Source organism: Modestobacter sp. SYSU DS0875 (assembly GCF_054050915.1).
Genome location: NZ_JBJHAH010000044.1, coordinates 1 through 20,497, shown reverse-complemented (window position 1 = coordinate 20,497; position 20,497 = coordinate 1). Strand labels below are relative to the sequence as shown.

Below are 20,497 nucleotides of genomic sequence, written 5' to 3'. Positions count from 1 at the left end.
CGCGGTCAGAGCTTGGCGCCGTCGACCAGCGCCACCGTGCGGCTGCTCCCGGCGACCCGGGCCACGGTCGGCAGCACCACGCTGCGGACGTCGCTCAGCTTCCAGGTGGAGACGAGCCCGTTCCGGTAGCCCGGCGCGACCAGGTTGTCGGAGAGGTCGACGTTCCGCGGGGTCCCCTTGGGGCCGTCGTGCACGTGGAAGGTGTAGCCGCCGCCCATGATCGCCGTCTGGTTGATCTTGGCGTAGGGGATCGGCGAGGCGTCGGGCTTGATCAGCGTCGCGGAGGTGTGCGCACCGGTCATGTCGATGTAGGAGCGGGAGAACGCGCTCCCGCCGCCGATGGTCTGGATGCCGTCCTGGTGGTGCTCCCGCGGGTTGCTGGGCGCCACCCCGTGGATGTAGACGTAGCTGCCCGTCACAGCGGTGGCGTAGGCGCGGATGCCGTCGTTGTGGCCGGTGATCTCCACGCGGGAGATGTCCACCTCGGACGTGCCGCGGGCGGTGAAGACGCCGACCCGCTCGGTGTCGTTCTTGCCGTCGATCAGCAGGTTGCGGACGCTGACGCGACCGCCCTCGACCGTCAGCTGGGCGTCGACGAGGGCGAACTCCTGGAGCACGCAGGTGCAGTTGACCGAGAGGTCGGAGGTGACGGTCTTCCCGGCCAGCCGGTCGGCGTCGGCCTGGCTGCGGATCTTCCCGCCGGCGGTGGTGCCGCGGAGCGCCCGGGTCGGGCCGGTGTTCGCGTCGAACCAGCTGCGCAGCACCGCGGTGTCACCGGTCTGCCACGCCCGCGTCCACGCGTCGGCGTCCAGGCCCGGAGCGGCCGGCGGTGCGACGGCGGCAGCCTCGGCCGGGGCGGGGCCGGCGGTGCCGGCCGACGGCCCAGTGGCCGGGGCCGGGGCCCGGGCAGGGTCGGGTGCCGGTGCCGGGGCCTCGGCCGGGGCGGGCGCCGTGGAGCCGGGGGCGGTCGCGGACCCGGTGCCGGCCGACGAGGAGGTCTCCGGGGTGCTGGGCGCCGCCGCGGACGTGCTCGAGGCGTCGGTGGGGCCGCGGGTCCCGGCCGGCTCCTCCTCCGGGGCGGTGCCGCTCGGGACGGAGGGGGCGGCCGCGGTGGACCCGGCCGACCCGGGGGCCTCGGCGGTGATCCCCGCTGCCTGGCCCAGCGACTGCAGCCCCCCGGTGGCCGCGACCAGCGACAGGAGGCAGGTCACCAGGGCGGTCACGAGCGCGGGGAGGCGGAGTCGTCCGGTGGACGACAGGAAGCGGCGGCGGTGCATGGAGGAGCCTTTCCAGGTCTTTCGGCGGTGCCGGCAGAGCGGCACGACCGGCTGGGCCACGGCGATGTGGCGCGTCGGGGCGGCGACGTGCCCGGCCCGTGGGAAGTCGGCCCGCAGGCCGGCGAGCAGACTCTGACATAAGCGCTGAGCATCGGAAAGGTCACGCTGCGTACCAAACGGCGGGGTCGTCACACCAGTCACACGCGCCTCACCGAGCGGGCTCGGGGCTGCCGATGACGGGTCGACGGAGGGTGCAGCGGCCGCGCGGCCGGAGGGGCGCGGCCGTGCAGCGGGCGAGGCAGGCGCCGCGGGGATGGCCGCGCGGATGACACAGTGGAGGGCCTGGGCGGCCCCGACACCGCCCTCTGGCCCGAGGAGGACGGTGCCCGAGCAGCCGAGCAGGAGCGGCTGGACGTCCGGCGGGACCGGGCCGTCCCGGCGGAGGTTGTCGCCTGTGTCCATCTGGCGGGCCCGGTGGTTCGTCGTCGGCGCGGCCCTGGTCGCCGGGGTGGGCGGCTACCTGGTCAGTCAGGACCAGCCACCCACGTACACGGCCGAGGCCCGCGTGGTCCTGTCCACCAGCCAGGACTTCGAGCCGCTGGGACGCACCTCCTTCGGCGACGCCGGACGGTTCGTGGCGAACCAGGCCTCGATCCTGAGCGCCCCCCGGGTGCTGCAGGCGGCGGTGGACGAGCTGGACGACGGGACGTCGCTGCCCGAGCTCGCCCAGGCGGTGACCGTCTCGGCGGCCGCGGACAGCGACGTGCTGGTCATCGCGGCCGAGGCCGGCGACCCGGTGGAGGCGGCCGAGCGGGCCAACGCGCTGGCGACCGCGTACCGGGAGTACCGCGCCACGCGGGTGAGCGAGGAGGCGGATGCCGCGGTGTCCGTCACCACCGACCCCGCGACCGCCGACCGGATCCGGACCGCAGCGGTCGTCTACGGCGACGGCGTCACCCTGGTCGACGCCGCGGTGCCACCCGAGTCGGAGTCGACGCCGCGACCGCTGCGCACCGCCGTCGTGCTGGCCGTCCTCGCGGCGCTGGCAGCGGCCGCGCTGGCCGCGGTGGTGGGGCGCCGGGGGCCGATCACCGACGCCACCGAGCTGGTCCGCGCGGCGGGTGCCCCCGTGCTGGGCGCCGTCCCCCTGCCGCGCGCCTCGGGCCCCGGGGTGACGGGCGGCTCCGAGTCGTTCGCGCTGACCGCGGTGGCGCTGGACTACGTCCGGCCGCCCGGCGGGGGCCCGGTCCTGCTGACCGGCGTGACGGACGCGAGCGGGACGGCGCCGGTGGTGCGCGGTCTGGCCCTCGCGGCCGCCGAGCGCGGGCAGCGGGTGCTCGTCGTCGACGCGGAGCCGGGTCGTGCGCTGGTGGGGCTCTTCCCCGGGCTGGCGCCGGCGCCCCGTCTCGACGAGCTGGACACGGACCCGACCGGGCGGGGGGTGGAGGCCGGGCGCCCGGGCATCCGCCTGGCCGTCCTGGACCAGCCCGCCGGCCGGGGAGGCGGCGAGGACGTGGTCGCCCGGCAGCTGGCCCGGGCTGCAGCCGGCTGCGACCTGGTGCTCGTCTCGGCCGGACCGCTGACCCGCAGCTCGTCCGCCTTCGGGCTGCTGCGGCAGGCGGCGGCGGTCGTCGCGGTGATCCGGGTCACCGAGGACCCGGCGGCGCTGAGCGACGTGCGGGACCGGCTCGCGACCGCCGGCCGACCGCTCACCGGGGTGGTCGTGACCCGGCCGGGCGACACCGGCCGGCGCGGGCGCGGTCACCGGCGCCGCTCGCGGGCCGGCGCGACCCGGGCGACCGCGGAGGGCCCCGGGCGGTCGGCGGGCGAGCTCGTCGGGTCAGGGGAACAGGCGTCGTCGTGAGTGCGTGATCTCCTTCACGAACGACCGGGGCCGATGTTGGCCTGTGACAGCATCGGGGCAGGAGTGGTGTCTGTCGTCGCCACGGAGACCACCCTGGGAGAGCGTCGTGGACCAGCCGTCCGCCCGTGACCGGGCGCCCGGCGTCGGCCCCGGGGCGCCGCTGGTGCGGGCCGGCCGGGGGGCCCGGTGACCGGATCGGGACCGGCGGCGAGCCCGCCGGGACCGTCGCTCACCCCGGCGCCCGAGGCGGTGGCGAGCAGTCCGGACGGGCCCGCACCCCGGGGCGGGACGCGTCGGCGGGCCACCTGGTCGCTGCTGGACCAGGTGCTGTCCAGCCTGGCCAACTTCGGGCTGACCATCGCGGTGGCGCGCGCGGTCGACGAGCAGCTGGGCGGCGTCTTCACCTACGCGTTCATGGTGTTCACCCTGGTGATCGGCCTGACCCGGGCGGTGTCCACGGATCCGCTGGTCATCCGGTTCAGCGCGGCCGACGCGGCTGCCCGCGGCCGGGCCGCGGCCCAGGCGGCCGGTGCCAGCACCGCGATGGGGCTGGCCGCGGGCGCGCTGTGCCTCGCCGTCGGGCTGGTCCTGCGCGGCGACCTGGGCGCAGCGCTGGCCCTGCTGCTGCTCGTCCTGCCCGGCCACCTCCTGCAGGACAGCTACCGCAGCGCGGCGTTCGCCGGCGGGGACCCGCGCCGGGCCGCGCTGAACGACGTGGTGCGGGTGGTGGTGCAGTTCGCCGGCATCGGGTTGTGCGTGGCCGCGGGCACCACCGGGTTGTCGGGCTACCTGGCCAGCTGGGCCGCCGGGGCGTGGGCCGGTGCCCTGGTGGGCGCCGGGCAGTTCGGTCGCCCGGCGCTCCTGCGCGGGAGCCGTGCCTGGCTGCGCGACCACGCCGGCCTCAGCGCCCGGCTCGGCAGTGACTACCTGATCAACATGGGCGCCTTCACGCTGGCCACCTCGGTCCTGGCCGCCCTGCTGGGCTTCGCGGCCACCGGCGGGCTGCGGTTCGCCCAGACGGTGCTCGGGCCGATCCAGGTGCTGTTCGGCGCGACGACGGCGTTCCTGGTCCCGATGCTCGCCCGCCGGCTGGCCGCCGGGGGGCCGGCCCGGCTCCGGCGGCCCTCGGCCCTGGCCTCGCTGGGCTGCTTCGGGATCAGCGCGGTGGTCGTCGGCGTCCTGCTCCTGATCCCGACGTCGCTCGGCCGGGAGCTGCTGGGGGCGTCCTGGGACGAGGCGCGGGCGGTCATGGTCGCCGTCGGGTGGAGCCAGTGCGTGAACGCCATCGCGATCGGCGGGTCGTTGCCGCTCAAGGCCATGGGCCGGGCCGACCTGCTGCTGTGGGTGACCGCGGTGCAGGCCCCGCTGATCCTCGGGCTGGGCGTCGGCGGCGGGGTCTGGCTCGGCATCCAGGGGGCGGCCTGGGGCATGGCCGTGGCACAGACGGCGGGCTGCGTCACGGTGATGACCCTGGCCTGGCGGGCGATGAGCCGCCGTCCGGCAGAACGGCGGGCGTGACGCCCGCGTGCTCACTTACCGTGACCGGTCCGTTCCGAGGGGTTGATTTCTTCCGTCTTCCGTGGGAAAGGCTGCCACGATCGGCTCGACTCGCCGTGACCCACGGTGAGACCTGTGAGAGCGTCACACCCGCTCCCGGGTCACCGGCGCCCCTGGAGCCCCGGCAGGGGGACGGTGCGCGCCGGCACTGCGTGGCGCCCCTCGGTGAGGGGGTGCGGCCAACGCGGGCGGCGCGCTGGTGCGCGAGCCCCTCACCCCGCTCGGCCGGGTCCGGCGGGAGACCGCAGAGGCAGGACCTCGAGGGGATGGAGGACACCGCAGACATGACCGAGAACTCCGCACGCCCGGCGCTGCGCGTTCGGCATGCGGGCGTCCCGGACGTGGCGCCGCCGCGCCCGGCCGGGGCCACCGCCGTTGCCGCCGCAGCGACGGGCGCTCAGCTCGAGGAGCCGGGCAACGGTCTCTGGGCGCGGCTCGCCAAGCGCGGGGTGCCCCCGTTCCTCGTCGCGCTGGACGTGCTCGCCGTCTGCTTCGGGGTCGTCGGCGTCGAGTGGGTCAGCAGCGAGGTCGGCTGGGACACCCCCGCCCGGAAGATCGCCTTCTTCGGGGGCACGCTGCTGGCGCTGTTCTGGCTCGCCGGGCTCTACCGCTCGCGGCTGTCGCTGTCCGTGCTGGACGACCTGCCGGTCATGGCCGGGCGCTGGCTCGCCGCCGCGGCCATCTCGATCCTCGCCCAGATCGTGTGGACCCAGGCCGTCTGGCGCAACTACATCATCGACTGGCGCTTCCTGTGGGGGGCGATCGCCACCGGGGTCTGCGCCGTGCTGTTCCGGGCCGTGGGGTACGCCGCCGTCCGCCGGTTGCGCTCCCGGCGGCTGGTCGCCCACCGGACGCTGATCCTCGGGGCCGGCACGGTCGGCAACCAGATCGCCGACATCCTCCGCGCCCACCCCGAGTACGGGCTGCACCCGGTCGGCTTCCTCGACGCCGATCCGCGGATCACCGAGCCGTCGTCGGGGCTGCGGGTCCTCGGCGGGCCGTCGTCCCTGGCCCCCGTGCTCACCGAGGCGCGCATCCGGAACATCGTCGTCGCCTTCTCCTCGATGAAGGAGTCGGAGATGGTCAGCGTGATCCGCACGTGCGACCGGATGAAGGCCGAGCTGTTCGTCGTGCCCCGGCTGTTCGAGCTGCACCACGTGGACGGCGACATGGACACCGCCTGGGGTCTCCCGCTGGTGCGGCTGCGCCGGTCCGCTTACCGGAGCCCGGCGTGGCGGGTCAAGCGGGTCATCGACGTGGTCGTCTCCGGCGCGGCCCTGCTCCTGCTGCTGCCGCTGATGTCCGTCCTGGCCCTGGCCGTCCGGCTGGACGGCGGGCCGGGGATCCTGTTCCGGCAGCAGCGGATCGGCGTCGACGGGCGCCCCTTCGACGTGCTGAAGTTCCGCTCCCTCCGGCCGGTCGACGAGACCGAGTCCGCGACGAACTGGAACATCTCCCACGACGACCGCCTCAGCGCGGTCGGCCGGTTCCTGCGCAAGACCTCGCTGGACGAGCTGCCGCAGCTCTACAACATCCTGCGCGGGGACATGAGCCTGGTCGGGCCGCGGCCGGAGCGCCCCCACTTCGTCGACCAGTTCCGCAGCGCCTACCCCAGCTACGAGGCCCGGCACCGGGTGCCCTGCGGGCTGACCGGGTGGGCCCAGGTGCACGGGCTGCGCGGCGACACCTCGATCGCCGATCGGGCGCGCTTCGACAACTACTACATCCAGAACTGGTCCCTCTGGCTCGACGTCAAGATCATCCTCCGGACGGTCAGCGCGGTCGTGCGGGGCGCCGGGAGCTGACCCGGCGTCCTCACCCGCTGGGGCGGCACGGGGCCGGTCGGTGCTGACGGGCGACGGCCGAGGGGTTAGCTTCCTTCCCGGACATCACACCGGGTGGTGACCGGCAGCGGCGGTCCGGGCGCCGGGGTGGGGAGGAACGTCGTGCCGACCCGACCTCGCCCGTGCTCCCTGCTGCCCGCGCGCCCGGCGTCCGGCCGCTGCGGTGGCGGGACGGCCGCTCCGTGCTGAGCCGCTCGCGCCCCGGCGACGCGGGGCCCTCCGCCCTCCCCGCGGAGGAGGAGGAGTTCGCGGTCGCGGCCGGGCAGCCCTCGGCCGAGGCGGTCGCCACCGGACCCGGCGAGGGGGGCGGCAGCGGGCGCCAGGCGGCCTGGACCGTCATCGACCAGGTGCTGTCCAGCGTCGCGAACTTCGGCCTGACCATCGCCGTGGCGCGGGAGGTCGACCAGGTCGCGGCCGGTGCCTTCGCCTACGCCTTCCTGGTGCTCAGCTTCGGTCTGGGCGTGTCCCGGGCCATCTCCACCGATCCACTGGTGATCCGCTTCAGTGCGGCGACGGCGGAGGCGCGCGCCCGGGCCGTGACCGCGGCGGCCGGGGCGATGGTCCTGCTAGGCCTGGTCGCCGGCCTGGTGTGCGCACTCGCCGGAGTGCTGGTCGGGGACGTGCTGGGTGCGGCCCTGCTGATGCTGGTGCTGGTGCTCCCGGCCCAGTTCGTGCAGGACAGCTGGCGCAGCGCGTCGTTCGCCTCCCGGAACGCCCGCCGGGCCGCCGCGAACGACGCCGTCCGGGTCGTCGTCCAGTTCGGTGGACTCGGGCTGTGCGCCGGGCTGGGGGTCGACGACCTGCGCTGGTACATGGCGGCCTGGGCGGTGGGCGCATGGACCGCCGGGCTGTTCGGCATGTGGCAGTTCCGGGCCGCCCTCTCCCCGCGGGCGAGCCTCGGCTGGCTCCGGGACAACGCCGGGCTCAGCGTGCGGCTGGGCGCCGGCTACGCCATCAACATGGGTGCCGTCACCCTGACGACGACGCTGCTCACCGGCATGCTCGGCCTGGTGGCCACCGGCGGCCTGCGGTTCGCGCAGACGGTGCTCGGGCCGATCCAGGTGGCGTTCGGCGCCCTCACGTCGTTCATGATCCCCCTGCTGGCCCGGCGGCTGGCCGCCCGCGGGCCCCGCGCGCTGCTGCGGCCGGCGGTGCTGGTGTCGGCCGGCGCCGGTGCCCTGTGCGTCGTCGTGGTCGCCGTGCTGCTGCTCCTGCCGTCGTCGGTGGGCGAGCAGCTGCTCGGCAGCTCGTGGGACGGGGCCCGCGAGGTGATGGCCCCGGTCGGCGTCGGCCAGTGCCTGATCGCGCTGGCCATGGGCGGCTCGCTGCCCCTGCTCGCCATGGGGCGCGGTGACCTCATGCTCCGGGTCACCTCGCTGCAGGCGCCGCTGCTGCTGGGCTTCGGCCTGGGCGGTGCCGCCCTGGCCGGGATCAGCGGGGCCGCGTGGGGGATGGCCGGCGCCCAGGCCGTCGGGTGCGTGCTGGTGCTGGTGCTCGCCGTCCGGGCGATGCGGGCGGGCGACGTCCGGACGCTCCCGGCCGACCAGCCCGCGTCCGACCTCGGCGCCGGCTGACCCTGCGGCCGCCGCGGACCGATCAGCCGAGCCCGAGGTGGGCCAGCACCGCCCGGGCGCTCTCGTCGACGCTGAGCGCCCGGGTGTCCAGGGTGACCTCGGCGTCGGCCGGCTCCTCGTAGGGGTCGCTGATGCCGGTGAACTCGGCGATCTCCCCACGCCGGGCCCGGGCGTACAGGCCCTTGCGGTCGCGGGCCTCGCACTCGGCCAGCGGCGTGGCCACGTGCACCAGGGTGAACGAGCCCGCACCGGCCTGTTCCTCGACCAGTGCCCGGGCGTCGGCCCGGGTGGCCGCGTACGGCGCGATCGGCGCGCAGACCGCGACGCCGCCGTGCTTGGCGATCTGCCCGGCCACCCAGCCGATCCGCCGCACGTTCGTGTCCCGGTCGGCCTTGGAGAACCCCAGGCCCGCCGACAGGTGCGTGCGGACCTCGTCGCCGTCCAGCAGGGTGACCGTGCGGCCGGCCTCGAGCAGCAGCTCCACCAGCCGCGCGGCGATCGTCGACTTCCCGGCCCCGGAGAGCCCGGTGAAGAGCACCACGCGCCCGCCGGTGGCCAGCGGCGCCGGGTGCCCGGTGCCGGCGACCTCCGGCGCCCCGTAGGCGGCGGCCAGCTCCGGCCACGCCACCTCCGGTGCCGCCGCGGTCACCGGCACCGGGACGACCAGCACGGCCCGTTCCCGGCTCAGCGGCGCCCAGGCGGCGGCCAGGGTGGAGACGGCCGCGGAGTCCGGGGCGGTGCCGGCGACCGGAAGCAGCGCCAGCACGGCCGGCGGCAGCCGGGTGGCGTCGGCCGGTGGTGCGCCGACCCACGTCGCGACGCCGGTCCAGCCGCGACCGGCCAGGTCGGCCCGCACCGCCTCCGGGGAGCGCCAGCGCGGCACCTCCCGCACGGTGAGGGCGCCGTCGGTACGGGCGGCGACCAGCACGCCCTCGGCGTCCTCGTACTCCTCGGCCACGGGGAGGTCCGGCGCGGCTGCGGTCAGTCCGAAGGCGTGCCGGGCGAGGGCAGCGAGCTGGACGTGCGTCAGCCGGGTGCGGGTCTGCGCCATGGGTGCAGTCTGGCAAGCGGGCTCCCGGCGCCACAGCCGGGTCGGGGGGCCGGGTCAGAGCGCGGGCCGCTCCAGGCCGCAGCGGCACGCATAGAGGACCGAGCCGCTGAACGGGTCGTCGATCCGGGTCCGGAAACGGTGGACGTGACCGCGCGGGCGGGACGGGGAGCCCGGCGTGGCCGGGCGGGTGACGGAGGTCGGCACGGCACGGAGGGTGGGCCCGGTCGGCGACGGGCGGGCCAACGGACGTCGTCGGGACGGCGAACTCGGCGCCACGGTCGTCCCCCGGGTGGGGGACGTGGGCACCCGGACCGGCTACATCCCCGGCCGGACGACTCCGCAGCGGCAGCGGTAGAGCGAGGCCCCGCTGAACGGGTCGTCGCCCAGCCGCCGCCACCGGTGGAGGTGCAGGTGCTCCGGGAGCGACGACCGCACGGTCCGCAGCAGCTGCTCCATGCCCCCAGTGTGCGGCCCCGTCCGCCGGAATGGCCATGATGGCGGGCCCTCAGGGCGCCATCATGGCCATTTCTGCGGGGACGGGGTCAGCGGGTGGCGGCGAGCACCTGCTCGGCCTGGCGCCCGGTGCGCCGCTGGTGGCTCTCGCGCTGCTCGGCGAAGTCCGACTGCAGGGCGTCGGCGAGGACGATCGCCGGGTCGACGGTCTCGATCTCGGTCGCTGTGGTCTGCGTCATGACCAGCACGCTAGGGGCCGGCGGGCACGGCGCGGGGCCGGACACGAGCGGGGTGAGGTGACGCCTTCGTGACGTTCCGTCCCACCCGGCGCTCAGGCGGGGCTGGCCACCGGGTGGCCCAGGGCGGCGCCCAGCCAGGCGTCGGTCCGCCGGGCCCAGGTGCGCTCGGCCGCCCACGCCACCCGGGCCGCCGCCCAGTCGGCCGGCTCCTCCGCCGCGGCGACCATCGCCGCGGCCAGCTCCGTCGCGGACGTGACCACCGCGACGTGCGGGGGAGCGTCGCTGGAGAGCTCGAGGTGGCCGGCGGTCGCGACCACCGGCACCCCGCGCGCGCAGTAGTCGTAGCTCTTCATCGACGACTGGCCCAGCGCCACGCTGGGGAGGTCGGGCACCAGGGCCACCGCGGCGGCGTCGAGCACGCCGGCCAGCCGCTCGCGGGGCAGCAGGCCGTGGTGGCGGAACCGGCCGGGGAACTCCCGGGTCAGCGCCAGGAACCGCTCCCGGGCCGGCCGGGCGCGCAGCGAGAACACCAGCTGCCCGTACACGTCCAGCGTCCAGTCCGGCAGCGCGGTGAGCACCGCCCGGACCAGGTCGACGTCGAACCGCTCGGCGATGCTGCCGACGTACACCGCCGACCGGGGCACCCGGCCCACTGTGCGCGGCGCGGTCAGCAACGCCTCGTCGGTGCCGTTGGGCACGACCACCGGCGTCCGCCCGGGGAACAGCCCGGCCAGCACCTGGTTGACCACGACCACCTCGTCGGCCTCGTCGGCGATCCGGCGCAGCTGGTCGGGCAGGCCGCGGGCGTGCGGGAGCAGCCGGGCCCAGTCGTCGGTGCAGTCGAACACCACCCGGCCCGGCAGGCCGCGCGCCGCCCGCCAGTCCCAGGGCAGCTGGAGCACGGTCAGCTCCGGGTCCCAGCCCGAGCGGCGCAGGAAGGCCTGCAGCAGCGCGGCGTCGCCGGCCTCGGCGCCGCGGCTGCGCGAGCCGGGCAGCACGGTGGAGCGCTCGGTCACCTCGACGCCGGGCGCCGCCGGCCGGAAGTGCCCGCGGAGCAGGTGCCGGGCCCAGCCGCCGGCATCGGCGCGGACCCGCCGCCAGTCGGCCGGGGGCTGCACGAAGCGCACGGCGCTGCCGCGGTGCACCAGCTCGGCGGCGATCATCTGCTCGCGGCGGATCGCCGGGTGCCACGGGTCCTTGGCGACGAAGCCGACGGTGCCGGGCGTGGAACGGTCGTTCAGCACCGGTCTCCCGTCGTCCGCACGCCGCCGACCCTACGAGCAGCCCCCACCGCGCCGCTCTGCAGACTGTCCCGGTGCGCCTCCCCCCGGCCGTGGTCGACCGCCTGCCGCTGCCGGCCAAGCGGGGCGTGCTGTTCCGGCGGGCGCACGGACGGTGGCCGGCCCGGGTGCCGCGGACCTTCACCGAGAAGGTCAACTGGCGGGTCGTGCACGACCGGCGCCCGCTGATCGGTCAGCTGGGCGACAAGCTCGCGATGAAGGCGTACGCCGCCGACGTGCTGCCCGCGCTGCGCATCCCGCGGGTGCTGTGGACCGGCACCGACGTCGCCGGCCTGGCCGGGGCCGACCTGCCCGGCCGCTGGGTGCTCAAGCCCAACCACGGCACCATGCGTGTGCACCTGGGCGGTGGGCGGCCCGACGTCGACCAGCTGCGCCGGGTCACCGCCGGCTGGCTGGACGAGCCGCTGTACCGGACCCGCGGCGAGTGGGTCTACTCCCAGGCCCGGCGGCTGTTGCTGGTCGAGGAGTTCCTCGGCGCCGGGGAGCCGCCGGCCGACGTGAAGCTGCTGGTGTTCGGCGGGCGAGTGCGGCTGGTGCAGGTCGACACCGGCCGCTTCGGCGACCACCGGCGGCGGCTCTACACCCCGGACTGGACGCCGGTCGACGTCGCCGAGGACGTCGCACCCGGCCCGGTCACCGCCCCGCCGGCGTCCCTGGACGAGCTGACGAAGGTCGCCGAGGCGCTGGGCGCGGCCTTCGACTTCGTCCGGGTCGACCTCTACGACGTCGACGGCGAGGTGTGGTTCGGCGAGCTCACGCCCTACCCCGGCGGCGGCCTGGACCGCTTCGACCCGGCGCTGGACCAGGTGCTGGGGGAGTGGTGGCAGCTGCCGGGCCGGTCAGCGGTGCGGGCGCGCCAGTAGCTCGGCGGCGGATCGGGTGTTGACCACCCGGTCGGCGGTCACGCCGCACTCGACCGCGCGGGTGCAGCCGTTGTCCTGCCAGTCGAGCTGACCGGGGGCGTGCGCGTCGGTGTCGATGGCGAACTCGCACCCCAGCTCGACGGCGAGGGACAGCAGCCGGCGGGGCGGGTCGAGCCGCTCGGGCCGGGAGTTGATCTCCACCGCCGTCCCGGCCTCGGCGCAGGCCCGGAACACCGCCTCGGCGTCGAAGTCGCTCTCCGGGCGCGGCCGCTGGGTGCCGTTGCGCTGCCTGCGGCCGATCACCAGCCGGCCGGTGCAGTGGCCCAGCACGTCGGTGTGCGGGTTCGCCACCGCCGCGAGCATCCGCTCGGTCATCTGCTCCCGCGGCGCCCGCAGCTCGGAGTGCACGCTGGCGACGACGACGTCCAGCCGCCCCAGCAGCTCGTCGGTCTGGTCGAGCGACCCGTCGGCGAGGATGTCGCACTCGATCCCGGTGAGGACGCGGAAGGGCGCCAGCTCCTCGTTCAGCGCCGCCACCACGTCCAGCTGCTGCTCCAGCCGCTGGGGGCTGAGCCCGTTGGCGACGGTCAGCCGGGGGGAGTGGTCGGTCAGCGCCAGGTACTCGTGGCCCAGCGCGATCGCCGTCTCGGCCATCTCCCGGATCGGGCTGCCGCCGTCGGACCAGTCCGAGTGCGCGTGCAGGTCGCCCTTCAGCGCGGCCCGCAGCGCGGCGGCGTCGTCGGCCAGCGGCGCCAGATCGGCGTGGGCCTCCTCGAGCCGCTGCAGGTAGGCCGGTACCTCACCGCGGTGCGCCTCGGCGACGACGGCGGCGGTCTTCTCCCCGACGCCCTTGAGGTCGGTGAGCGTGCGGGTGCGCACGCGCCGGTCGAGCTCGGCGTCGTCCAGGCCGGCGACGACGGTCGCCGCGGTGCGGAACGCCTGCACGCGGTAGGACGGCTCGCGGGCGCGCTCCAGGAGGAAGGCGATCCTCCGGAGCGCGCCCGCGGGGGTGACCTGGTCGGTCAGCGCTTGACCTTCTTCGCCTGCCTGGCCGCGCGCTTCTGCGCCTTGGCGGCCCGCTTCGAGGCCCGCTCGTAGCTGGCCTCGGCGCCGTGCACCGCCTTCTCCGCGCTGCGGCGGGCGAGCCAGCCCACCGACGGCTTCCCCTCGGTGTCGACGGCGGCGAGCAGCAGCCCGCCGAGCAGGCCGGTGTTCTTCAGGAAGTTCGACAGCTGCCCGAAGCGCTCCTCCGGGTCCTCGTGCTCCCAGAAGCGGTGGCCGGCGAGGGTGGTGAACACGGTCGAGCCGGCCAGGGTCAGGGCGGAGACCCGCGGCAGGCGGCCGAGGGCGAAGAGGCTGCCGGCGCCCACGTGCACTCCGGCGTTGATCTTCACCCACTGCTCGACGTCCCGGGGGACCTCGATCGGGAGCTGCTTGTCGGCGACCTCGGTGAGCTGCTCGACGACCGGGGTGGCCCCAGGCACCCGGCTGGACGGGTTCCGGAGGGTGTCGATCCCCCCGTAGATGAACGACGACGCGAGCAGTGGGCGGGCTATCCGGCGGACCAACATCTGCGACCTCTTCCCATCGGTGACGTGGCAGGTGCAGTGCCCTGGCCGGGGCGCGGACAACCACGCCGGCCAGGGCGCCGACCTCTACCTCGGACCGTAGTGAGGTGCGCGGCGCTCCGCTGGGCGAACCCGGAGCTGCTCAGCTGGCCGTGGTGCTCGGGCGCTCCGCGGCCGTGGTGCCGGGCCGCTCCGCGGCGAGGATGTCGGTGACGTACAGCGGCCGGTCCAGCGGCAGCGCGCCGTCCCGGTCCAGGTCGCGTCCGTTGGCGACCGTGATGGTGCGTCCGAGCACGCAGCCCACCAGGACAGCCACCGTCAGCCAGGTCACGCCGATCACCGCGAGGATCATGTGTCTGTTTGTAGTGGAGGACCCTGCCCGCTCGCCGCGCGCAATGCGGGCACAGGTTGCCAATGCCGCAGGTGCCCGTTGGCGACTTGTCGACTCGGCAGGTCGTCCTGGTGGCGGAAGTGGGCGCCGGGCCGTGCGGTCAGCCGGCGGCGGTGTCCCGCTCCGGGGCGGGACGCGCAGCGGGCAGCACCTTGGCCGGCGACACCATGGCGGTGGCCCCGGCGGGCACGTTCTTGAGCACCAGGGCGTGGGCACCGATGGTGGCGCCGTCGCCGATGGTGATGGCCCCGGCGATCGTGGCGCCCGGTCCGACGTCCACCCGGTGGCCGAGGGTCGGCTGGTCGAAGGTGGACCCGCCCTGCTGCCCGAGGGTCACGTGCTGGCGGATCACGCAGTCGTCGCCGATCGTCGCGTGCTCGCCCAGGACGAGGCCCGCATGGTGCGGGAGCAGCAGACGCCTGCCGACGACCGTCGTCGGGAAGAGCTCGATGCCGTAGACGTTGCGGATCAGCAGGACGTTGATCGCATGCAGCCCGGTGCGGAGGACCTTGCCGACCAGGCCCGGGCGGTCCGCGACAGCGATCTGCAGCCGGTGCACGGCCAGGGCGTGCAGGCCGGGCGCAGTGCTCCGGCGGTTGTGGGTCTCCCAGTCCTCGCGGATCAGCTCGCGGACGGACGGCGTGCGCGGTTCGGTCACGGTCGATCCCCTTCTGGGCGTCGGATGGTCACGCGCTGGAGCCGGCGTCGACGGTGATCGTGCTGCCGGTGATCCCGGCGGAGTCGGGGCCGAGCAGGTGGGCCACCGCGGCGGCCACCTCCTCGGGCGTCGCGAACCGTCCCAGCGGGCTGCGTCGCTTGATCCGGTCCAGGTTCCCCGACTCCAGCACCTCGGTCATGGCGGTGTCGAGGAAGCCGGGGGCGACCGCGTTCACCGTCACGCCGCGCGCCCCGAGGTCGCGCGCGAGGGACCGGGTGAACCCCTCGAGGCCGGCCTTGGCGGCGGCGTAGACCGACAGCCCGCGGAAGCCGGTGCGCGCCACGATGGAGGAGATGTTCACGATGCGGCCGCGGCGGGCGGCGAGCATCGGGCGGCAGAGGTACTTGGTGAGCAGGACGGGGGCGAGCAGGTCGAGCTCGACGACCGAGCGGATCTGGCTGTTGTGCATCGTCGGCAGCAGGCCGTCCAGCCCGCTGGCGGCGTTGTTCACCAGGCCGTACGGGCGCCCGTGCGCATCGACGAGCTCCTTGGCCAGCGCCGGGATGGCGTCGAGGTCGGCCAGGTCGGCGCGGTGGTGCGCGTAGCCCTCACCGATGGTGGCCGGGTCGACGTCCCGGCGGGAGAGCCCCACCACGCGGTAGCCGTCGGCGACCAGCCGCCGGGCGGTGGCGGCGCCCAGCCCGCTGCTGGTGCCGGTGACCAGGACGAGGTCCGGTCGTGCGGGGGTGGTCATCGACGTCCGGCCTTCCCGGTGGGGGTGGTGACCATCTCGGCCACCACCTTGATGGACGCGGGCACGTGCGCGGAGGAGAGCCGGCCGGCCACCTCGGCGCGCAGGAGGGCGGGCAGCGCCTTGGGGTCGGCCGACGGCCCGGGGACGACGTCGGCCACCAGGATCGTGCCGCTGAAGGGGTTGGGCCGGGACCGGACGACGGCGTCGGTCACGTCGGGGTGGCCCCGCAGCACCGCCTCGACCGTCTCCGGGGAGACCATCACCCCGCCGACGTTCACCAGGCCCGAGGCCCGGCCGAGGAAGCGGACCCGGCCCTCGGTCACCTCGACGAGGTCGCCGGTGCTGACGAACCCGTCGGGGCCGGCGCCGGAGACGTCGGGGGCGTGCACGTGGAGCACGCCGTCCCGGACGTCGAGCCGCACGCCCTTGGGCGGGGCGGTCAGGTAGTCGGCCGGGAAGCCCTCGCGGCCGTCGTTGACCGCGAAGGCGGCACCGGTCTCGGTCGAGGCGAAGATGTGCGTGATGCGGGCGGCCGGGTAGGTGCGCGCCAGCGCGTCGAGGACACGCTGGTCGGCGATCTCGCCGCCCAGGGTGATCTGGGTGAGCGGCAACGTCGCGCGGTCGGGGCTCTGCAGCACCTGGCGCCACACCGTGGGGGTGGCCGAGAGGGCCTCGACGGAGTGCTCGGCCAGCCAGCGGAGACGCTCGGGCAGGGTGGCGTGCGCGGTGGCGTCCAGCAGGTGGTCGCCGCCGGCGAGCGACTGGAGCACGACCTGCAGCCCGGCCATCCGGGTGGGCTCGTAGAGCAGCCCCCAGCGACGGGCACGGCGGGGCGTCTCGGGGTCGGGCCGGCGGACGGTCCGGGTGAGGGACGCCATCGTGTGCTCGACCGGCTTGGGGGTGCCCGTGGTGCCGGAGGTGAACAGCCGCCAGCGGGTGACCGCCGGTGCGGCGCTGTCCGCCGGGCCGGTGGGGTCGGGGGCCGGGGTGTCGCAGGCGGTGTCGTCGAGGTGGACCGCGTCGGCCGGGACGTCGTCCGGTTCCAGCGCGCCGACCAGGTCGACCCGCGCGGCCCAGCCCTCCAGGGCGCGCAGCGCGGCCGCGACGGTGCGCGCCCGGCGGGCGCGGAGCACCACGACGGCGCCGGCCGGAACCCGCCGGCGCAGGCCGAAGCCGTCGGCGGTGAGCAGCGCGTCCGGCACGGTGCCCTGGAGGTCCTCCACGGCGATCGCCGTCGGACTGCTCACTGTGCGTGCTGGGGGGCGTGCTCGGCGTAGATCGCCACGAAGTCACCGAGGGTGCTGGGGTAGACCGGCTCGTCCATCTCGGTGAACGGGTCGTAGCCGAGGTTCTCCTCCAGCCGGGTGACCAGGACGGCGAAGCCCAGGCTGTCCAGGCCGCTCTCCAGCAGGACGAGGTCGTCGGTGAAGGTCGGGACCTCCTTCTCCTCCTCCTGGAGGAGGTCGGTGATCTCGGAGATGACGGTCTGCCGCAGGCTCGCTGGGTCGGTCACGAGTGCCTCCTTGCTCACGAGGTGGACGTGCAGGCGGCGCCGTGCCGCAGGAGGGGGGTACCCCTCGGGCGCCTGCTCACCCTGAGCGACCTTACCGAGAACCTCAAGTTGGATGAGGGTTGCGCGCTGCCACCCATCGGCGACCCCGGACAGTGGTCAGCGGGCGCAGTAGACGGTGAGCCGCGCGCGCTTGCTGAAGACGAACTCGGTGGCCCGCTCACCCCGCTCGCCGTCGTAGGCGACCTGCTGCGGGCCGGACAGCGACCGCACCCGCAGCTCGGGCACCTGGCACTCCGCGTAGGAGCGGCTGTGCTCGCCGATCCCCAGCAGGGTGGCCAGCACCGCCCGGGTGCGGCCGAAGCGGAGGTCGGCGCGCAGGTACTGCACGTCCAGCAGCCCGTCCTCCAGGCGTGGTCGCCAGGCGGGGGAGAGTCCGCGCGGCACGTAGGCGCCGTTGCCGACGAACAGGATCCAGGCCGACACGCGCCGTCCGCCGAGCTCCAGCTCCACCGGGTTGCCGTGCCGCAGCACCTGGGCCGCGGCGACCGTCAGTGCCAGCCAGCGGCCCAGCCGGCCGGCCAGCCGGTCGCGCCGGCGGACCAGCTCCGGGTAGCTGCCGATGCTCGCGGTGTTGAGGAACGGCACGCCGTTGACCTCGGCGACGTCGACCTCGACCGCCGCGCCGCGCTCCACCGCCTCGGCCGCCTCCGGTGCGGTGGCCACGCCCAGGTCGCGGGCGAAGTGGTTGAGCGTGCCGGCCGGCACCACCGCCAGCGGCAGTCCGTGCTCCAGGGCGACCGCGGCGGCCGCGGCCACGCTGCCGTCGCCGCCGGCCACCCCCAGTGCCCGGGCCCGCCCGGACCGGGCGGCCGCGCCGAGCAGCTCGGTGACCCCCGCGTCCCCGGTCAGCTCGAGCACCTCCGCCGCCGGCAGCAGCTGCGCGACGTCCTCGGCCGGGCGGTGGCCGTCCCGGCCCGACCGGGGGTTGACCGCGATCACCAGGCCGGCGCCGTCGGGCAGCGCCGGGGCGTCGGCCGCCGGCCGGACCCGGGCGGGCTCGGTGGGCCGCACCGGCCACCAGTGCCGCCCGGCCAGTGCCAGCGTCGAGCCGACGGCGAACCCGGCGGCGACGTCCCCCGGGTAGTGCACGCCGACGTGCACCCGCGAGTACCCGACGCCCAGCGCCACCGGGGCGAGCAGTGCGCCGAGCGCGGGGCGCTCCAGTGCCACGCCGGTGGTGAACGCCGCCGCCGAGGCGGCGTGCCCGCTGGGGAAGGAGAGCGTGTGCGGCGCCCGCCGGAGGGCGCGCGAGGTGGCGACGCCGGCCAGGTCGGGCCGCACCCGGCCGAACAGCCGCTTGAGGACCAGGTTCACCAGGGCGCTGGAGACCAGCTGTGCGCCCACGCCCCGGACGGCGGCCCGCCGGAGCCGCCCGGGGCGCAGACCGAGCAGGACGGCGAGGCCGAGCCACAGCGCGCCACGGTCGGCGGTGGTGGACAGCCGGCGCAGCCACCGGTCGGCCGGCGTGGCGGGCAACCGGCCGATCCGGGCGTGCAGGGCGGCGTCCCAGGTCAGGGGTGAGGGCACGGGTGCAGACGCTAGGTGCGCTGGCGGGCCCGGTAGGCGGCGACGGTGGAGCGGCTGGCGCAGGTGTTGGAGCAGTACCGGCGGCTGGCGTTGCGCGAGGTGTCGACGTAGACGTCGGCGCACCCCTCGGCCGAGCACACCCCCAGCCGGCGCCAGCCGTGCTGCACCACGACCTGGGACAGGCCCATCGCGACGGTGGTGGTCAGCTGCTCGACCGCGCCGGCGTCGGGCCGGGCGTAGTGCAGGTGCAGCTCGCCGTCGTGGTCGGTGGCGTAGGGCCGCGGCGAGGCGAGGGTGAGCAGGGCGTTGAGCCGCTGCTTGACCGCCTGCTCGCCGTCGGCCAGCGCCACCTCGCGCACCAGGGTGGACGTGCGGGCCACCTCCCCGGCCTCGTCGGGGGTGAGGTCGAGCGCGGTGCCGTCGGTGAACCACTCGTCGTGGGCGGTCAGGAACGCCTGCACACCGGCCGGGTCCTCGACCGCTGCGTTGGCCAGGTCGATGGCCAGTTCGACAGCCGTTGACCCGTAGGTGTCGTAGTTCATTTGACTCCCTACCCCGTCGGTCCGTAACCTCCGGAATCTGTAGGCGGTCAACGTCTGTTCGACCCCTACGGATTCCCTGCCTCGCACGACCCCGAAGTGAGCAGAGCCATGCGTTCGTACCTCGCCGTGTGGCGGCTCCCGTCCGCCCCGGTGCTCTTGCTGGCCGGGTTCGCCGGCCGGCTGCCGTCGTCCATGATCCCCCTCGCGCTGCTGCTCATGGTGCAGCGGCAGACCGGCTCCTACGCGATCGCCGGTGGGGTGTCGGCGATGTTCGGGATCGCGACGGCCGTGATGGCCCCGGTGCTCGGCCGGCTGGCCGACCGCCGCAGTCCGCGGCGGGTGCTGCTCGTCCAGGCCGTCGTCCACCCCGTGCTGCTCGCGGCGGGGGCCCTCGTGGTGCTCGGCGGGGCCCCGGCGTGGGCGATGCTGCTGGCCGCCGCCGGGATCGGCGCCAGCACGCCCCTGGTGTCGGGCACGGTGCGTGCGCTGTGGTCGCGGGTCGACCCGCGCGTGCGCCCGACCGCCTACGCGCTGGACGCCACCTCGACCGAGCTGGTGTTCGTCGCCGGCCCGACGCTCGTCGCCGCGCTCACCTTCCTCGCGCGCCCGTCGAGCGCCCTCGCCGTGGCCGGCGTGCTCGGGGTGGCCGGGGCGTTGGGCATCGCGACCAGCCGGGCGATGCGCGCCTGGCGGCCGGTCGCCGCCGACGGCCCGCGCCGGCTGTTCGCCACCGTCACCACCCCGGGCATGCCGCGGGTGCTGCTCAGCGGCACGGCGCTGATGGTCGGCATCGGCGCCCTCGAGGTCGCGGTTCCGGCGTTCGCCTCGGCCGCCGGCAGTCCGGGGATGTCCGGGGTGCTGCTCGCGGTGTGGGCGCTCGGGTCGTCGCTGGGCGGCCTCTGGTTCGGCGCCCGGGTGCTGAGCGTCTCGCTGCCCCGCCAGTACCGCTGGGGGATGCTCGGCATCACCCTCGGCCTGGCTCCGCTGGCCGCGGTGTCCAGCCCGTGGCTGCTCGGCGTGCTGCTCTTCCTGGGCGGGACGGCGATCGCCCCCACGTTGACCGTGCAGAGCTCGCTGGTCGGGGCGATCGCCCCGGCGTCGGCGACCACCGAGGCCTTCACCTGGCTCTCCACCGTCTCCTTCGGCGCCTCGGCGATCGGGGCGGCCGCCGGCGGCGCGCTGATCGAGACCTCGGCCGGGGTGCCCGGCGCGCTGGTCCTCGCCACCGCGGCGGCGGGGGTGGCGGTGGCGGTCACGCTGCTGCCGGGGCGTCGTCCGTCGGTCCCCGCGGCACCGCGGCGGGACGTCGTCCCCGCCTGAGGGGCACCTGCTGGACAGTCGTGGGGGGGGGGGGGGGGGGGGGGGGGGGGGGGGGGGGGGGGGGGGGGGGGGGGGGGGGGGGGGGGGGGGGGGGGGGGGGGGGGGGGGGGGGGGGGGGGGGGGCGGGGGGGCGGGGGGGTG

21 protein-coding genes are annotated in these 20,497 nt (G+C 76.0%); 6 read left to right on the top strand and 15 right to left on the bottom strand.

Features of this window, described 5'->3' with window-relative positions:
• Nucleotides 1-5 precede the first annotated feature (5 nt).
• On the bottom strand, nt 6-1,277 hold the full coding sequence (locus tag ACI79Y_RS18830; protein WP_457159961.1) for a hypothetical protein: 1,272 nt from the start codon (nt 1,275-1,277) through the stop codon (nt 6-8).
• 454 nt (nt 1,278-1,731) lie between these two features.
• Here ACI79Y_RS18830 and ACI79Y_RS18825 point away from each other — a divergent pair, with 454 nt between their 5' ends.
• The 4 genes from ACI79Y_RS18825 (at nt 1,732) to ACI79Y_RS18810 (ending at nt 8,116) form a co-directional block, all read left to right on the top strand.
• The gene (locus ACI79Y_RS18825; RefSeq protein ID WP_457159960.1) at nt 1,732-3,141 is read left to right on the top strand and encodes a Wzz/FepE/Etk N-terminal domain-containing protein; all 1,410 of its coding nucleotides are present in this window, start codon (nt 1,732-1,734) and stop codon (nt 3,139-3,141) included.
• Nucleotides 3,142-3,390: 249 nt separating this feature from the next.
• Nucleotides 3,391-4,659 carry a hypothetical protein gene (locus tag ACI79Y_RS18820; protein ID WP_457159959.1) on the top strand — a complete coding sequence of 423 codons (1,269 nt, stop codon included), beginning with the start codon at nt 3,391-3,393 and terminating at the stop codon, nt 4,657-4,659.
• A 323-nt stretch (nt 4,660-4,982) separates the two neighbouring features.
• Complete coding sequence (locus tag ACI79Y_RS18815) at nt 4,983-6,503, top strand: sugar transferase (RefSeq protein WP_457159958.1); 1,521 nt, start codon at nt 4,983-4,985, stop codon at nt 6,501-6,503.
• A gap of 221 nt (nt 6,504-6,724) precedes the next feature.
• Nucleotides 6,725-8,116 carry a hypothetical protein gene (locus ACI79Y_RS18810; protein ID WP_457159957.1) on the top strand — a complete coding sequence of 464 codons (1,392 nt, stop codon included), beginning with the start codon at nt 6,725-6,727 and terminating at the stop codon, nt 8,114-8,116.
• Between the two features lie 22 nt (nt 8,117-8,138).
• Here the strand turns inward: ACI79Y_RS18810 and cysC are convergent, their stop codons facing one another.
• From cysC to ACI79Y_RS18785, 5 genes are all read right to left on the bottom strand, one after another.
• Entirely contained in the window at nt 8,139-9,167 is a 1,029-nt protein-coding gene (gene cysC, locus ACI79Y_RS18805; RefSeq protein WP_457159956.1) for an adenylyl-sulfate kinase, read from the bottom strand.
• A gap of 54 nt (nt 9,168-9,221) precedes the next feature.
• On the bottom strand, nt 9,222-9,371 hold the full coding sequence (locus ACI79Y_RS18800) for a hypothetical protein (RefSeq protein WP_457159955.1): 150 nt from the start codon (nt 9,369-9,371) through the stop codon (nt 9,222-9,224).
• 111 nt (nt 9,372-9,482) lie between these two features.
• Nucleotides 9,483-9,623: a hypothetical protein gene (locus ACI79Y_RS18795; protein ID WP_457159954.1), complete on the bottom strand. Its 141-nt coding sequence runs from the start codon at nt 9,621-9,623 to the stop codon at nt 9,483-9,485.
• Between the two features lie 86 nt (nt 9,624-9,709).
• Entirely contained in the window at nt 9,710-9,859 is a 150-nt protein-coding gene (locus tag ACI79Y_RS18790; protein ID WP_457159953.1) for a hypothetical protein, read from the bottom strand.
• Nucleotides 9,860-9,951: 92 nt separating this feature from the next.
• Nucleotides 9,952-11,103: a hypothetical protein gene (locus tag ACI79Y_RS18785; RefSeq protein ID WP_457159952.1), complete on the bottom strand. Its 1,152-nt coding sequence runs from the start codon at nt 11,101-11,103 to the stop codon at nt 9,952-9,954.
• Between the two features lie 71 nt (nt 11,104-11,174).
• Between ACI79Y_RS18785 and ACI79Y_RS18780 the strand changes: the two genes are divergently transcribed.
• Nucleotides 11,175-12,023 carry an ATP-grasp fold amidoligase family protein gene (locus ACI79Y_RS18780; protein ID WP_457159951.1) on the top strand — a complete coding sequence of 283 codons (849 nt, stop codon included), beginning with the start codon at nt 11,175-11,177 and terminating at the stop codon, nt 12,021-12,023.
• On the opposite strand, the gene ACI79Y_RS18775 is transcribed toward ACI79Y_RS18780, so the two are convergent.
• The 9 genes from ACI79Y_RS18775 to ACI79Y_RS18735 all read right to left on the bottom strand — a co-directional run bounded on the left by ACI79Y_RS18775 (nt 12,000) and on the right by ACI79Y_RS18735 (nt 19,036).
• Entirely contained in the window at nt 12,000-13,049 is a 1,050-nt protein-coding gene (locus ACI79Y_RS18775; protein ID WP_457159967.1) for a PHP domain-containing protein, read from the bottom strand. The two genes, ACI79Y_RS18780 and ACI79Y_RS18775, sit on opposite strands and share 24 nt — an antisense overlap.
• On the bottom strand, nt 13,046-13,594 hold the full coding sequence (locus ACI79Y_RS18770; protein WP_457159950.1) for a DoxX family protein: 549 nt from the start codon (nt 13,592-13,594) through the stop codon (nt 13,046-13,048). The genes ACI79Y_RS18775 and ACI79Y_RS18770 overlap by 4 nt, the downstream gene beginning before the upstream one ends.
• A 139-nt stretch (nt 13,595-13,733) precedes the next feature.
• Nucleotides 13,734-13,943 carry a hypothetical protein gene (locus tag ACI79Y_RS18765; RefSeq protein ID WP_457159949.1) on the bottom strand — a complete coding sequence of 70 codons (210 nt, stop codon included), beginning with the start codon at nt 13,941-13,943 and terminating at the stop codon, nt 13,734-13,736.
• A 139-nt stretch (nt 13,944-14,082) separates the two neighbouring features.
• Nucleotides 14,083-14,640, bottom strand: a complete 558-nt coding sequence (locus ACI79Y_RS18760; protein ID WP_457159948.1) for a serine O-acetyltransferase — start codon at nt 14,638-14,640, stop codon at nt 14,083-14,085.
• A 28-nt stretch (nt 14,641-14,668) separates the two neighbouring features.
• On the bottom strand, nt 14,669-15,394 hold the full coding sequence (locus tag ACI79Y_RS18755) for an SDR family NAD(P)-dependent oxidoreductase (protein ID WP_457159947.1): 726 nt from the start codon (nt 15,392-15,394) through the stop codon (nt 14,669-14,671).
• Entirely contained in the window at nt 15,391-16,641 is a 1,251-nt protein-coding gene (locus tag ACI79Y_RS18750) for an AMP-binding protein (RefSeq protein WP_457159946.1), read from the bottom strand. Before ACI79Y_RS18750 ends, ACI79Y_RS18755 begins: the two co-directional genes overlap by 4 nt.
• Nucleotides 16,638-16,907, bottom strand: a complete 270-nt coding sequence (locus tag ACI79Y_RS18745; protein ID WP_457159945.1) for an acyl carrier protein — start codon at nt 16,905-16,907, stop codon at nt 16,638-16,640. Before ACI79Y_RS18745 ends, ACI79Y_RS18750 begins: the two co-directional genes overlap by 4 nt.
• Nucleotides 16,908-17,063: 156 nt before the next feature.
• Entirely contained in the window at nt 17,064-18,494 is a 1,431-nt protein-coding gene (locus ACI79Y_RS18740) for a phosphatase PAP2 family protein (RefSeq protein WP_457159944.1), read from the bottom strand.
• Nucleotides 18,495-18,505: 11 nt separating this feature from the next.
• Nucleotides 18,506-19,036, bottom strand: a complete 531-nt coding sequence (locus tag ACI79Y_RS18735) for a CGNR zinc finger domain-containing protein (protein ID WP_457159943.1) — start codon at nt 19,034-19,036, stop codon at nt 18,506-18,508.
• 108 nt (nt 19,037-19,144) lie between these two features.
• Here ACI79Y_RS18735 and ACI79Y_RS18730 point away from each other — a divergent pair, with 108 nt between their 5' ends.
• On the top strand, nt 19,145-20,356 hold the full coding sequence (locus ACI79Y_RS18730) for an MFS transporter (protein ID WP_457159942.1): 1,212 nt from the start codon (nt 19,145-19,147) through the stop codon (nt 20,354-20,356).
• Nucleotides 20,357-20,497 lie beyond the last annotated feature (141 nt).